Consider the following 13986-nt stretch of genomic DNA (forward strand, 5'->3'; position numbering starts at 1 on the left):
GCCGGGAGCCGGAATTATGGTTCCCTTAGGAGGTCCGAAACATGGACGAGCAAGCGAAGCGGCAGCGCCCGACGTATAGCGACGAGTTCAAGCGAGACGCGGTGAGGCTGGTAGTTGAAGAAGGCTATTCATTCTAGGAGGCCTGCGCAGCGTCCGCTTACCCAAAGTCCCGGATTTGAGTTACCTTCATGTTAGGCCGCTGATGAAGGCGGATCTGGCAGTAGCCGCATGGTTTCCGGCTGAGAGTTACCACGAAACAGTATTTACCTGAAGAAGCTGGCCGACTGAGCTGAGATCTTTTCCTCTGCCCGTAACTCCGAGCTGGGAGAGGGGCTTTCAGCGGGTCAGTAATTGACCACCCGCGGCGTTTCGATGGTCGCATTGCTGGCGGGCTTGCCTCGTAGGCTGCGCAGCAGACGTTTGGTTTGCAACAGCGCCCGCAGCTTCATGAGGTGTGCGGGTAGGGCGATCGACCACAGGGGCACACGGGCCAGTTCCTTGCCCAGCCGGGCGAGTCCTGCCGCCGTGGTGACGTTTTCGGTGAGCTTATCGACTGCAGGCTTGCCCACACCAGCATAGGAGTGCAGCGTTTTCTTGGCGCCGGCGGGCAGCATCGGGTCGAGTCGCGCCTTGAGCCACATCATTTCGGCCTCGCGCACCGCCGTGAGCGAAGGCACCGCATGCACTTTGGGCATCAGCACCCAGTTGACATTGATGTTCATCTCGCCGTGCGACTCGACGTAGTGGTACCAGTAGCGCGGCAGAAAGAGCATGTCGCCTTCGTCCAGATCGAACTCCAGCACCCGCTTGCCGCGTAACGAAGGCATCTTGGTAACCACGGTGTGCGAGAATGGCGTGCAGGCGAAGGGTGTCTCGGGGGCGACGATCGTCCACCGCTTGAGCCCCTTGAGCTGCAGGTTGAATACATGCAGTGAGTGGCCGTCGTAGTGCCAAGGCGTGATGTGCCCTCCTGGGTTGAACCAGATGCGGACACAGTTTTCCCGCAGGAAGGCCTGTTCGGGATCCATTAGGTCGTCCACCACTTCTGGTGTGGAGCAGATCTGATCCAGCAGGTCCCGCCGCACGTCGTACCACAGCAGTCGCTGCGACGCGGTTTTGTCTTCCACTATGCGTGCATTGAGCTTCTCGCAGACCTCATCGACCGTCGCCACAGTCTGCACCGTGCCTGTCAGCACCACGGGCTGCTCGGCGTGATAGAACTCCTCCAAAAACCGTTCCTGATCCGTGGCGGCGATTCGTGGGATCATCATTGGGCGGGTACCACCGTAGAGTAGAGTGGATAGTCAAGATTGGAGGATTGGGCAGAGTCTATTATAGTTGGATCCGCCATTGCGCCACGGCCAATTTCAAGCGGCTGCCGGCGCTGGCCAGGCCGCCCAAAAAGGGGGGAAAGCTTTGCATCGCCGACAGTCGATACTGGCTAGATCCGCGCAAGCGCAATGTGGTGTAAGACATCGGCAAGCCGAGGGGGGCGGCTCCGCCCGGATAGCTCAAATCGCCCAAAATTCGTATTCGCCAGCTTGAAGGTACTTGGATGTCCGACAAACTGATGCTCGTTACTGGCTCCACAGGCATGGTTGGCCGTCACGTGGTGCGAAGCGCTTTGGAGAAAGGTTTTCGCATTCGAGCGTTGGTCGAGCCCGGCGAGGATACCTCGCCCATCGAGGGCCTGGGGTGCGAGTTCGTTACCGGTGATCTCACAAAGCCCGAGACCTCGCCTCCGCTGGTCCAGGGTGTCGACGTCATCGTCCACACCGCCGGTATGGTGGGCGACTGGGGGCCACTCGAAGACTACAAGGCCATCAACCAGGACGCCGTGGAAACGCTGCTCGAGGCCGTGCGGCAGCATAACCCCTCGATCGAGCGATTCGTCCATATCAGTTCCTTGGGCGTGTACCGCTGGGGCGACCACTTCGGCGAGGACGAGACGGTGCCGCCCGACTACGTCGGCTACGATGGCTATACTACTACCAAGGCCCAGGCCGAACTGATTTGCCAGCGGTACATCGACGAACACAATCTGCCGATTGTGATAATTCGCCCTGGTTTCATGTACGGTGAAGGCGACCGCCATGTGCTGCCGCGGGTAGTGGAGACGCTTCGCTCGGGCATGATGATGATGATCGGCGACGGCACCAAGGTGCTCGACAATCTGTACGTTGGCAATCTGGCCGATGCCGTGATGTTGGCCGTCGAGAAATCCGCCGCCATCGGTCAGATCTACAATATCCGCGACGAGCGACTAGTGGACCGCAACGAGTACATTGGCACGGTGTGCAAAGCCATCGGCGCCCGCATGCCCCGCCGGGTGCCGTGCTGGCTGGCCAGAAGGGCCATCAAGCCATTGGCCAGGATCGCCCGCGTGATAGGCAAGACCACCCCTCCCCGGGTCACCAAGCCTCGCTACAAGTTCATGGCCTTGAATCTCGAGTACTCCATCGAAAAGGCCAAACGCGACCTCGGCTACGTCCCCAAGGTCGATTTCCAACAAGGCATCCCCATCGCCCTGGAGCCCTACCGAACTTAGCCGCCACGCTGTACGTTCGGTCGTCCGACTATAATGGCTTGGAGTTCTTGCAGTGAGACGTTTCCCAACTCACTATAGAATGCCCCCGGCGAACCACGGTTGAACGGTCGCGAACCCCATGCAGTCCTTCCTTGATTTCTATCGCGAGCACTCGCAGTTGTTCTACAACTTGCAGTTGGTGTTGGCGATGCTGGGCATGGGGGCGAACACCACCGTGGGGCAGTTTCGGGGGGTATTTCGCCGGCCGTGGGCCATCGCACTGGTGCTTGCCCTGCAATTTCTGCTGATGCCGCTGTTTGCGGTGCTGTTGGCGCGGACGATGCCCATCGATCCAGCCATCGGTGTTGGTCTGGTGCTGCTGGCGGCATTGCCGAGCGGCACGCTGTCGAACATCATCACCTTTTTGGGACGGGGGAACGTACCTCTATCGGTAACGGCCACATGTGCCTCGACGGTGACCTGTCTGATTGTCACGCCCATTGTGATCGAGTTGTTCGCCTCCAAGGCGTTGCCCGAGCACTTTCAGATGCCACTCGACAGAACGATCTGGAGCATCTTCATACTGCTGTTGATGCCGCTGGCAGCCGGCATGGCGATTGGCCACTTCTGGCACAAGAACCGCCATCACTTTGCCAAACTCGCCGTGTGGGGCAGTACCATTGCCCTGGTCGGTGTGTGGGTCGGCGCGCTTGGCGGCGGGCAGATCGAAATCACCCAGTACGGGTGGATTGCTCCTGGTGTGATCGTGCTGTTCGTCGTGGCCTCGCAGATCATCACGTTCGAGCTATCGAAACTGCTGGGCTATTCTCGCACCGATGGTTTTACGCAGGGGATTGAAGTTTCCATGCGCAACGGCAACCTCGGTCTTGCCCTGCTGATCCCTTTGTTTGGAGTACTCACGCCCACGAACGTTTACCACCAAGGTGCCCTCTACACGATGCTATTCGGCGGTGGAGCCATGACCGTATTTGGCCTACTTTACACCGGCCGTCGCCATCTGCGGTTCGCCCGTCAGCGGCGGGCCGGTCTCGAAGAGGTTTGATCTCGGGCCGTTTTTTTCTGATTCGCGTGGTTGCCACTCGCACCTGCCGCGCCTAAAGAACTACAGAAGCAAGCAAGACAAGCTTGTCGTTCAACGTCGTCTGGCCAGACGAATTGCATTCGCCGTCTGCAAGGGTGCAGTCCCCGTACAGTAGTCCCGTATTCTGTTTCAAGGAGTCTTGGTCATGTTACGAATCAAACGTCAAAATTTCGCTTTAGCCGCCCTCACAGGGCTTCTAATGGTTCCCACGGCCGTGCTTTCGGCCGCCGACATCGTCGAAACGGCTGTCAGTGCGGGCCAGTTCGATACGCTGGTCAAAGCAGTCAAAGCCGCCGACTTGGTGGAGACTTTGCAGGGCGAGGGCCCGTTCACCGTGTTTGCTCCCACTGACGAGGCCTTCGCAGCCATCCCCAAAGAAAAATTGGCCGCCCTGTTGAAGCCACAGGCTAAAAAGCAGCTTGCGGGCGTACTGTTGTATCACGTAGTGCCCGGTGAGGTCACCAGTGACAAGGTAACGAAGCTCAGCGGTGCAACCACTGCCAACGGGCAACGCGTAGATATTGCCGTTAAGGACGGAAAAGTCTCGGTCGACGGGGCAACTGTTGTAAAGACCGACATCAAGTGTGACAACGGTGTGATCCACGTCATTGATGCAGTAATCCTGCCCGAGTCGCGCAGCATTCCGGAGGTCGCCGCCGACGCCAAAGCTTTCTCCACATTGATCGCTGCCGCCAAGGCTGCTGGCTTGGTCGAGACGCTTTCGGGCGACAAGCCGCTTACCGTGTTTGCTCCCACTGACGATGCTTTTGCCGCTCTGCCTGAGGGAACCGTCGAAAGCCTGTTGAAGCCGGAGAACAAAGATAAGCTCAAGGCAGTGCTTACTTACCACGTGGTTCCAGGTCGAGTATATAGCACCGACGCATTGAAGGCTGGCGAAGCTACCACCGTGCAGGGTGGCAAAGTCAACATTGCTGTCGACGGCGATGCGGCTATGGTGAATGACGCGAAGTTGTTGAAGACCGACATCGACGCCTCGAACGGGGTGATCCACGTGATTGACAAGGTGTTGCTTCCTAAGAGCAACAGTCAGCAGTCTTCGACTCAGGGTGCCTCGGACGTGCAACATGTTTCGACGACTGCACAGCCCTGCCCTGTCGCAGCGGCACGTGCAAAGGCCTTGGCGAATGCCGGCCGGTAGGTTGTAGTAGATACTAACTCGAACTTTCCCCCTCTCGGGTCGGGTTAACGCGTATTGGACGCGTTAGCCCGGCCTGTTTTTCGTTGGCATTTGGTCTAGGCTGGTGGCAGTCATTTACGTAGTGAGTTGGAATCGATGGCGAAATACCCAGATACTGCATTGGAGGACCCCAGCGTACCGGACATTCGCGTGCGAACGCTGGGGGATCAAGAAGTCCGGGCCGATGGCGACTTCGTGTTGTACTGGATGGTGGCCTTTCGCAGGACGCATTGGAACTACTCGCTGCAGCGTGCGGTCGAGTGGGCCGCCGACCTGGGCAAGCCGCTGGTCGTGCTCGAGGCACTGCGATGCGACTACAAATGGGCCAGCGACCGATTGCATTGGTTCGTCATTCAGGGCATGCGCGACAACCGCGAGGCACTGCAGGAGCGTCCCGCAACGTACTATCCCTATTTGGAACGAGAACCCGGTGACGGCAGCGGCTTGCTGGCAGCGCTCGCCGAAGAGGCTTGCCTGGTAGTTACCGATGACTTTCCCTGCTTCTTCCTGCCACGCATGCTCCGAGCAGCCGCTCGTCAGGTGCAGGTTCGCTTCGAGGCCGTCGATTCCAACGGTTTGTTACCGATGCGAAGTGCCGACAAGGTTTACGCCCGCGCGTACGACCTGCGGCGGTACCTGCAGAAAGAGTTGCCCAATCACTTCGGGCATCTGCCGCAGCCCGATCCGCTGGCTGACGTCAAACTTCCGAAACCCATCAAGTTGTCCAAACCCATTACGGACAAGTGGCCCGTCGCGGACGTCGAGTCGCTGGCTGAGGATTCCTCGTGCTTGGCAGAGTTTCCCATCGATCACCACGTGCCGATCGTTCCGTCGACGCCCGGTGGCGAGCATGCGGCGCTGGACTGCATGAAGCAGTTTCTTTCCGACAAGCTCGACCGCTACGGCGACGAGCGAAACGAGCCCGAGAAGGATGCCAGTAGCGGCTTCTCGCCCTACCTGCACTTCGGGCACCTCTCGGTGCACCAGGTGTTTGCCGAGCTTACCAGAGAGTTGAAGTGGCAGCCCGGAGATGTCGCGAACAAAGCCAACGGGGCGCGGTCGGGGTGGTGGAACATGAGCGAGTCGGCAGAAGGGTTTCTCGACGAATTGATCACTTGGCGGGAACTGGGCTTCAACATGTGTTCACGCCAACACGATTACTCCCGCTACAGTTCGCTGCCCGACTGGGCGCGACAGACACTCGCGGAGCATGCCGACGATTCGCGTGAGTTCAACTACTCTTTAGAGGAGTTCGAGCGAGCCGAGACGCATGACGAGTTGTGGAACGCTGCGCAGCGGCAGTTGCTCGTCGAAGGTCGCATTCACAATTATCTGCGAATGCTGTGGGGCAAGAAGATTTTGGAGTGGACCCCCTCGCCCGAGGACGCGCTCAATGTGATGATCGAACTAAACAACAAATACGCCCTCGATGGACGTAACCCCAATAGCTATAGCGGCATCTTCTGGGTTTTGGGCCGATACGACCGAGCTTGGGGGCCGGAACGCGACGTCTTTGGCAAGATTCGCTTCATGAGCAGCGACAATACAGCCCGCAAGGTAAAGGTGAAAGGCTATTTGGAAAAGTATTCCAAGCAGTCCCTCGCTCAGAAACAGCTTTTCTGAGCTTGGATGCTGGCGGACGGCGATGGCTAGCTGAGCGCCTGGAGCTGCTCCATGCACTCGTGATCACGAAGTTTTTCCAACGCTCGATTGGCCAGTTGGCGAACTCGCTCCTTCGAGATTCCCATCCGCTTTCCCAAGTGGCTGAACGACGTTTTGCCCCCCTCTTCGTCGAAGCCAAATCGGGCGCGAATGATACGCTTCTCGCGCTCGTCCAGACGCTCCATCATGTCTCCCAGCACTTGGCTAAGCAGTCTCCACCGTTGGACCGCCTGACCGGGATGCTGAAATTCATCCTCCGCCACGCTCTCGAGTACGTCACTCGGAGTGGCCGCAAAACGTTGCGAGTCACGACGCCGGGTGTTGACCACTCGGTTCAGGTCGCGACGCACAGCGCAGGTAGCGTAAGTGCTGAATCGGAAGCCGCGGTCGCAGTCAAACTTCTCTACCGCCCGGACCAATGAAGTCAGACCTCCGCTCAGCAAGTCGTCGAACGAATTGCGGTTGTCGGCAAACTTGCGGGCGATCGAAACCACCAGTCGCGTGTTGGCCTTGAGCAGGTAGTTCCGCAGCCGATCGGCCCGAGCGAGATACTCCTCGGCCTCGTCGAGCTTGGCTCGTGCCGGGCGGTTCGGGTTCACGCTGCCCACGATGGCAGCCGCGTGGTACTTGCAGTAGTTCATTCGCAGGAAGAGTTCGTACTCCTGCTGCATTGAGAGCAGCGGCGTCGAACACATGCGTCGCAGGTGCGGTGGCAATCCCTCTCCGCCCGATGAGGTGGCAACTTCCAGGCCCTGCTCCACGTCGACGACCAACTGGTCGGTGGGGGTGAGATCATCCTCGCCAAATCGTTCACTGACGATAAAAGAAATCGGACGTTCTTGAAGCCGTTCCAGTCGTTGCTTGAGTTCGCTCAGCGGCTTGGGACGGGGCTTGATTGATTTTTTCTTCGCTGGCATGACATTCCACCTGTTTAGCGGGGAAGCGGATAAAACGTCCAAAACGTTCACTCGGGGTAATCATACCCTGGTTGGCTTGGGGTGCAACCCCAAAAACGTTCAAAACATTCACATGCGGAGTGCCGCATGTGGGCGGATGGGCTCAGAGAAACCAGGGGCTTACCGCCAGCTCGTGCCGCGCCGCTAGAGAGAAATGCTTGCAACAGGTAGATTTGATGTCCCAGTGCTGGCGGCGGCAGAATTGCCTCTTTGTTTCCTTGTTTCAAGCTCGAGCCCATCCATGCTCCCGACTGTTCCCCTTGAAGAAATGGTCAATTCGGCCAAGCAGACCTACACCCAGCGTTTCGGGGACCCACCCAAGTGGGTGGTGATGGCGCCAGGGCGGGTGAACCTGATTGGCGAGCATGTCGACTACAACGATGGCTTTGTGATGCCGATGGCCATCGAGCGCTTCGTCGTGATCGCGGCCGGGCCGGGGGAAGGTGATGGAGAGACGCTGCAGGTCTTCAGCGACGCCATGGACGACGAATGCACCATCTCGGTGGGGGCTGAGTCGGCCCAGGATCTGCCGCGTTGGGGGCAGTACATCCATGGTGTGCTGAAAGAGATGGCCGACGCCGGTTACACCAGCGGCCCGCTGCGGGCGGCAATTCACGCCAATGTGCCATTAGCGGGAGGTCTTTCCAGCAGTGCCGCCCTCGAAGTGGCCACGGCCACCATGGTCGAGGCGGCGTCCGGCAAGTCGATGTCAAGTTCGGAAAAGGCCAAGCTTTGTCAGCGGGCGGAGAACATCCATGTCGGTATGCCTTGCGGCATCATGGACCAGTTCAGTTCGGCTGCCTGCGAAGTCGACCACCTGATGCAGCTGGATTGTCGATCGTTGGAAACCAAGCAGGTCCCGTTCACGAATCCCAAGATCACCGTGTTGATCATCAACTCGAACGTGAAGCGCGAACTGGCCTCTAGCGCCTACCCGCTGCGTCGGGCGCAGTGTGAAACGGCGGCCAAGCAGTTGGGCGTCACGGCGTTGCGAGATGCCACGATGCCGATGCTCGAGAAGCTCTCCGAACAGTTGGAGGAAGTCGTCTTCCGGCGCGCCCGTCACGTGATCTCGGAGATTGGTCGCGTGCAGGAGATGGCGACGGCGCTGGAGTCGAACAACTGGGCTCTGGCCGGCGAACTGATGTACGCCAGCCACGACTCGCTGCGTGACGACTACGAGGTGAGCTGCGAAGAACTCAACCTGTTGGTCGACACCGCCCACCAGCTTGGGCCCGGCAGCGGTGTGATTGGTTCGCGGCTCACTGGTGCCGGATTTGGCGGTTGCACAGTGACCCTCGTCGAGTCGGACGCGGTAGAGGATGTTGCAAACCGCATTGCCCAAACGTACCAAACGACGCTGAACATCGAGCCCACGTTGTTCACCACCCGTCCTGGTCCGGGGGCGCATATTATCGAAGGCTAAGCCTTCACGGATTCTTTGCGCAAGCCCCCGCGGTTGTGGTGTACAATCCCCGCATACCCACCTACACCCATCGCCCACGGGAGATTCCAGATGCGTACTTGCGTTGCGCTCTTGGCAAGCTGCGTTTGCCTATTGCACTCGACGACCCTCGCCCACCCCGGTCACGATCACGCCGACGAGGCCGCTGCCAGCACGACCAATGCGGGCGTTCAGTTGCCGCCAGCGGTAGTGCTGCCCGAAATCGAAGGTCCCAAACCCTGGTCCGACAAGCCAGTGCTGAACGACCCCGAGCGGTTCCAGATTGCCATTCTGACCGACCGCACCGGAGGTCATCGACCTGGTGTGTGGATGGACGCGGTGCGAAAGCTCAATCTCCTGCGGCCCGAGTTCGTGGTTTCGGTGGGCGACTTGATCGAAGGTTACTCGGAAGATCGCGACAAAGTGCAAGCCCAGTGGGAGGAGTTCCTGGGCTTCATCGACAAGATGGAGATGCGGTTCTTCTTCGTTGCCGGCAACCATGACGTTACCAACCCCATGATGCATGCCATCTGGCGCGAGCACTTTGGGCGTGAGTGGTATTCGTTCGACTACAAGGATGTTCACTTTGTCTGCATGTTGAGTGAAGATCCAGTCGAGCACCTGGGCGACGAGCAACTCACCTGGCTGGAGCAGGATCTGGCCGAGCACGCCGACGCGCGGTGGACGCTGGTGTTTCTACACAAACCGCTGTGGGTCTACGCCGAACGCGACCTGGCGGCCGGCAACGCCGACAGCACCAACTGGAAGCGTGTTGAGTCACTGCTGGTGGACCGGCCGCACACCGTGTTTGCCGGCCACGTGCACCATTACGTCCAGTACCAACGCAACGACCAGGAGTACTACTCGCTGGCCACCACGGGTGGTGGTTCGCAGTTGCGGGGCAACGAGTACGGCGAGTTCGACCACATCACCTGGCTCACCATGGAAGCCGATGGGCCGCACGTGGCCAACTTGCGACTCGATGGCATCCTGCGGCCCGACGTGGTGACCGAAGAGGGTATCGCCCGCTTCAACAAGTTCCTGGGCGGCGCCAGCGTTGAGGTCGAACCGATCTTGATCGAAGGCGCCGAATCTGAGGCCTTCTCCCAAGGCGAGATTATCATCCGTTTGAACAACCGCTTCGACGAACCGGTGGCCATGGTGGGCGAGATTGATGGCATGCCGCTCCGCGGTCTGACGGTCGATCCCATGAAGCTGGAGCTCGAAGCCGAGGCAGGCAAGTCGGTCGAACGCCGCATTCGCGTGGAGTTTAACCAACCGGTGGAGTTCGCGGCCCTAGCGCGGACCACACTCACGGCAAAGCTGCGATCAACCGGCGATCACCCGCTGCGTTCGGAAATCACGGTGCCGGTTGTCATCGACCGCCGGTTTTCGCTACCACAGTTGGCCAAGATGCCGGAGCTCGATGGCGTGATTGAAGAGTGGCCCGACGAGCGAACCAACGCCACGCCCGAAAAGCCGCTGCTGCTGGGTGATCAGCTGGCATGGCAAGGCGCTGGCGACTGCTCGGCCGAGTTCTTCGCACGGCAGGTTGGCGACCGCATGTACGTCGCGGCTCGCGTGACCGACGATCGCGTGATGCCCGGTGACGAGATCGAACTGCTGGTCGATCCGCGTGGCATCTCCGCACGGACACGTGACTCGCAGTACGTGCGAACCGGGCTGTCGATCGCCGCCACGGCTCCGGACGCCGACGGGCAGACCAAGGTCACCGCCAAACGGTTGCGCAACGGACGCGACTACGTTGGGGTGAAAGCGGCCGCCAAAGCGACAGACAAGGGGTACGACGTCGAGTTCTCCATTCCTCTCCGGCTGGCGAAGGACATCCAAGGCAAGGACTGGCACAGCGTGCAAGGCACTGTGGTGCTGCACGACATGGACGACGAAGATGGCCGCGAGACGGACGTCGTCTGGCGTGGCACGCAGCGCGTCCGCCAGGTAAACACCGGCTTCGGGCACTTCGTGCGTGAGAGCGAGTAATACGCATTCTAATCCAAAGTAGCGCGCCTCCTATTGCGCTTTCCTATTCCACCCATCATATTATTGCAGTCCTTGGACATGGAGGCTGCGATGAAGGTGAAGGGCCATTTGCCGCTGGAGGAACTCAAGCGGCTAGAACGTGCGGAGCGAAATGCCGATCAAGCACGGCGATTGCGGATTGTGATCCTCGCGATCGAGGGATGGACAGCTCCAGCCATTGCCATGGCCGTGGGGCTTTCACGGCGAATCTGTCAGCGGTGGTTGCGTCGCTATAACGAGTCGGGACTGGAAGGCCTGGACGATAAGAGAGGACTCCAGCCGCGTCGTCCACTGACGCCAGCACAAGAAGCAGAAGTCCGCCGTCGCATCGAGGCTGGTCCGACTCCCGAGGACAAGGTGTGCTCTTTGAGGGGGAAAGACTTTCAACGTATTTTAGCGGACGAGTTCGGTGTTCAGCGAAGCTTGGCTAGCATCTATCACCTACTCCACCGGTTGGGATACTCCTACTTACGCCCCCGTCCACGGCATCGCAAAGCCAATCAGGAAGCTATCGATAAGTTCAAAGCGGAGTGGCCGCAAAAGATCAAGGCGATTGCTGAGGAGCATCCGGGCAAGCAATTGCGGGTCTATTTTCAGGATGAATCGCGGTTCGGTCAGCAAGGAACCAATACCAACGTGTGGGCCAAGAAAGGCTCACGGCCTACAGCGGTACGGCAGACAGAGTACGAGTACCTGTGGGTGCTCGGAGCCGTCTGCCCGGAGACTGGGCATGCCGAAGGCCTCTTGAGTCCGCAGCTGAATACCAAGATCATCAACACCTTTCTCGACCAGTTTTCACAGACGATTCCCAACGGAGAACATGCTGTGATGGTGTGGGATGGTGCTGGTTTTCACACCAGCAAAGCGTTGGTCATACCTGAGAACATCACGCTCGTCCAACTCCCCGCATACAGTCCAGAACTCAATCCGATCGAGAATTTATGGCATTACCTGAAAAGCCACTTCTGGAGCAACCGCAGCTATGCCGACTACGAGGAGCTGGAAACGGCCGCCATGGAGGCGTGGCAGGAGGCGGTCCTGGATCACCAACTGATCCAGACCGTCTGTGCGGCTCCGTACACCAATCGCGCTACTTCAGATTAGGATTGGTATAAGCTGACCAGCTGTGTTATCAGCTGTGAGGAACTCGTTCACTCGTAGAACTGTAGCTTGGAGTTGATGTACCCCCTCTCCTTGTCGAACTCCAGCACCAACTTCTTGGGCGGCAGTTTGGCATTGGGATCGTAGCAAAACGTCATTCCGTGCTGCTCGTATTGCTCGAAGTGGCTGGGGATCTCTTCATGCGTGACCGTGAAGCCGAGCCCACCCTCTTCGGGGAATTTCCACACGACGTGGTAGTTTAACTGCGAGTCGAATTCCTCCACAATTTCCCGCTTGATTTCCTCCACCGCGGAAGCTTCCACGGTGATGATGGGGTGAAGCTTGCTGAATTCCTCTTTGCGCTGCTCGAAACCTTCCCAGTAGGTCGTGAAGACCTCGTTGGCTTCCTCCTCAGAGAATGTCAGCGAGCACTCTTCGCCGATGTCTGTCAGTAGTTTCTCAGCCAGCCACGGCTTGAGCGGGCGCAGGATATCGAAGTGACCCCCCTGCTCAATCACGCACACTTCCAGCGGGATATGTTCGTTGTTTGTAAACATCGCCAGTTGACGGAGCGGTTCGGCGCCGGACGATCCGCTCCCTTCGAAGCAGAGCACGGGGATACGAATCGAGGGGGCAAAGCAGTCAGGCGAGCGAAGTACGGTCTCCCGTTCGCGATACGGGTTGAAGGGCAGCACTTTGTAGTCGCCCTGGGCGATGGCTAACTCGAGATCGGCGTCGCCACCGAAGACCAACGCCGCGCGAAACGGGCTGTCGCATTCCGCCGCCAGCATGGCGAGCGTGGCGCCGTTGCTGTGGCCGCCGACGTAAACGCGTTGGGGGTCGACATACGGCAACTGCGCCACGTACTCGCCGGCTGCGATCAGATCTTCAACTTCGCCGTAGAGGAACTCGAACTCACCAGGGTTGTCGTTTTCGCCTCGCCAGGAAGGGCACATAACCACCAGTTCTCGATTGAGAAACTGCCGGACAGATTGATCGTCCCCAGCGGGTTGCTGTTCCCACAACCAGGTGTCGATGCCGCCGAAGCCACCGTGCGCCCAAACCAAGGCGGGGCGACGCCGCTGGTCGCGTGGCTTGGGCGTAAGGTACGCGACCAACGAACCAGCTGGCGAGTCGTAGTGCACTGTGCGAAACACGTTGGGTGGCGGTTCGGGGGCCGGTCCCACGGGGTTGTAATCGCTGGGAACAAGTTGAGTGGCAAAGCCGCTGCGTTGTTCCAGTAGCGAGCGTTCCACGACCGACGAGGCCTCAGTCGGCCGGACTGGCTTTCGTCCACTCGTCGGTTTGTCCGACGCCATGTTCGAGGCCACCACCACCAGTACTACGACCGTGACGGCTGCCGCCACAGTGGTCAGCTTAACAGGAACCGACCATCGACGCCGCCGGTCCGGATTCAAATACGGGTTGTCTTCGGTGAGAACGAACCCATTGAGCACGGACTCCGAGCCCGTGACAGTGTTAAACCTCCATGGCTCGGGCTCGTCGACCGTGGTGTCCGGTACCAACGTGATGGGAGGATCGTCCGGTATGAGATCGATCTCTTCTGCCGGATCGTCGTCCTCGATTAGTTCGCCCTCCACCAGCTCGGGCTCTAGTAGCTCACCTTCGACGAGTTCCGGTTCGAGTAGTTCGGGAATGATTAGACGTGTGCCGCACTTGCACGTAGCCGAACGGCCGGCCAGTTCGTCTTCTACCCGGTAAGTCTTCCCACATGCCGGGCAACTGAATTCAATCGGCACGGCCTGTCCCTCCCCGTTGCGAGTCTTCGAAGGCCGGCGCTACTCGTCCGTCACACACCCCTCGCTTGCGCTCTTCGCGTTCTTGATGTACTTGTACAGCGTGCCGCGCGAGGCCTTGTACGCCAGGGCTTTCCACGCCGCCCGGCGTTTGGCCATTTCGTCGTCGCTCCTGCTTCTGCCCCTGCTCCTGCTCCTG

The 13986-nt window shown here is 59.2% G+C and carries 10 protein-coding genes; 7 read left to right on the forward strand and 3 right to left on the reverse strand.

Annotation, left to right across the window (positions count from 1 at the left end; all coding sequences use genetic code 11):
- Positions 1-344: 344 nt before the first annotated feature.
- Positions 345-1271, reverse strand: a complete 927-nt coding sequence (locus tag NG895_RS28080) for a cupin-like domain-containing protein (protein ID WP_252855888.1) — start codon at positions 1269-1271, stop codon at positions 345-347.
- Between the two features lie 284 nt (positions 1272-1555).
- On the opposite strand from NG895_RS28080, the gene NG895_RS28085 reads away from it, so the two are divergent.
- The 4 genes from NG895_RS28085 to NG895_RS28100 all read left to right on the forward strand — a co-directional run bounded on the left by NG895_RS28085 (position 1556) and on the right by NG895_RS28100 (position 6450).
- Complete coding sequence (locus NG895_RS28085) at positions 1556-2548, forward strand: NAD-dependent epimerase/dehydratase family protein (RefSeq protein WP_252855889.1); 993 nt, start codon at positions 1556-1558, stop codon at positions 2546-2548.
- Between the two features lie 118 nt (positions 2549-2666).
- Positions 2667-3590 carry a bile acid:sodium symporter family protein gene (locus NG895_RS28090; RefSeq protein WP_252855890.1) on the forward strand — a complete coding sequence of 308 codons (924 nt, stop codon included), beginning with the start codon at positions 2667-2669 and terminating at the stop codon, positions 3588-3590.
- Positions 3591-3774: 184 nt separating this feature from the next.
- The gene (locus tag NG895_RS28095; protein WP_252855891.1) at positions 3775-4788 is read left to right on the forward strand and encodes a fasciclin domain-containing protein; all 1014 of its coding nucleotides are present in this window, start codon (positions 3775-3777) and stop codon (positions 4786-4788) included.
- Positions 4789-4923: 135 nt separating this feature from the next.
- Positions 4924-6450 (forward strand): deoxyribodipyrimidine photolyase, encoded by a 1527-nt coding sequence (locus NG895_RS28100; RefSeq protein ID WP_341871481.1) that lies wholly within the window; start codon positions 4924-4926, stop codon positions 6448-6450.
- A 26-nt stretch (positions 6451-6476) separates the two neighbouring features.
- Here the strand turns inward: NG895_RS28100 and NG895_RS28105 are convergent, their stop codons facing one another.
- Entirely contained in the window at positions 6477-7406 is a 930-nt protein-coding gene (locus tag NG895_RS28105; protein WP_252855892.1) for a sigma-70 family RNA polymerase sigma factor, read from the reverse strand.
- Positions 7407-7686: 280 nt separating this feature from the next.
- Here NG895_RS28105 and galK point away from each other — a divergent pair, with 280 nt between their 5' ends.
- The 3 genes from galK (at position 7687) to NG895_RS28120 (ending at position 12033) form a co-directional block, all read left to right on the forward strand.
- A complete protein-coding gene (gene galK / locus NG895_RS28110) occupies positions 7687-8871 on the forward strand; it encodes a galactokinase (RefSeq protein ID WP_252855893.1) in 1185 nt (394 codons plus the stop codon).
- Positions 8872-8961: 90 nt separating this feature from the next.
- Positions 8962-10890, forward strand: coding sequence for a metallophosphoesterase (locus tag NG895_RS28115; RefSeq protein WP_252855894.1), 1929 nt, complete (start codon positions 8962-8964; stop codon positions 10888-10890).
- A 90-nt stretch (positions 10891-10980) separates the two neighbouring features.
- Entirely contained in the window at positions 10981-12033 is a 1053-nt protein-coding gene (locus tag NG895_RS28120) for an IS630 family transposase (protein ID WP_252855895.1), read from the forward strand.
- A gap of 47 nt (positions 12034-12080) precedes the next feature.
- Here NG895_RS28120 and NG895_RS28125 read toward each other — a convergent pair whose 3' ends face one another.
- The gene (locus NG895_RS28125; RefSeq protein WP_252855896.1) at positions 12081-13790 is read right to left on the reverse strand and encodes a prolyl oligopeptidase family serine peptidase; all 1710 of its coding nucleotides are present in this window, start codon (positions 13788-13790) and stop codon (positions 12081-12083) included.
- Positions 13791-13986: the final 196 nt, after the last annotated feature.

The sequence above is a fragment of the Aeoliella straminimaris genome (assembly GCF_024054565.1).
Lineage (GTDB): Bacteria > Planctomycetota > Planctomycetia > Pirellulales > Lacipirellulaceae > Aeoliella > Aeoliella straminimaris.

Coding starts and splice junctions, on each gene's coding strand:
- NG895_RS28080 (WP_252855888.1), bottom strand. CDS start 1,271: ATGATGATCCCACGAATCGCCGCCACGGATCAGGAACGGTTTTTGGAG.
- NG895_RS28085 (WP_252855889.1), top strand. CDS start 1,556: ATGTCCGACAAACTGATGCTCGTTACTGGCTCCACAGGCATGGTTGGC.
- NG895_RS28090 (WP_252855890.1), top strand. CDS start 2,667: ATGCAGTCCTTCCTTGATTTCTATCGCGAGCACTCGCAGTTGTTCTAC.
- NG895_RS28095 (WP_252855891.1), top strand. CDS start 3,775: ATGTTACGAATCAAACGTCAAAATTTCGCTTTAGCCGCCCTCACAGGG.
- NG895_RS28100 (WP_341871481.1), top strand. CDS start 4,924: ATGGCGAAATACCCAGATACTGCATTGGAGGACCCCAGCGTACCGGAC.
- NG895_RS28105 (WP_252855892.1), bottom strand. CDS start 7,406: ATGCCAGCGAAGAAAAAATCAATCAAGCCCCGTCCCAAGCCGCTGAGC.
- galK (WP_252855893.1), top strand. CDS start 7,687: ATGCTCCCGACTGTTCCCCTTGAAGAAATGGTCAATTCGGCCAAGCAG.
- NG895_RS28115 (WP_252855894.1), top strand. CDS start 8,962: ATGCGTACTTGCGTTGCGCTCTTGGCAAGCTGCGTTTGCCTATTGCAC.
- NG895_RS28120 (WP_252855895.1), top strand. CDS start 10,981: ATGAAGGTGAAGGGCCATTTGCCGCTGGAGGAACTCAAGCGGCTAGAA.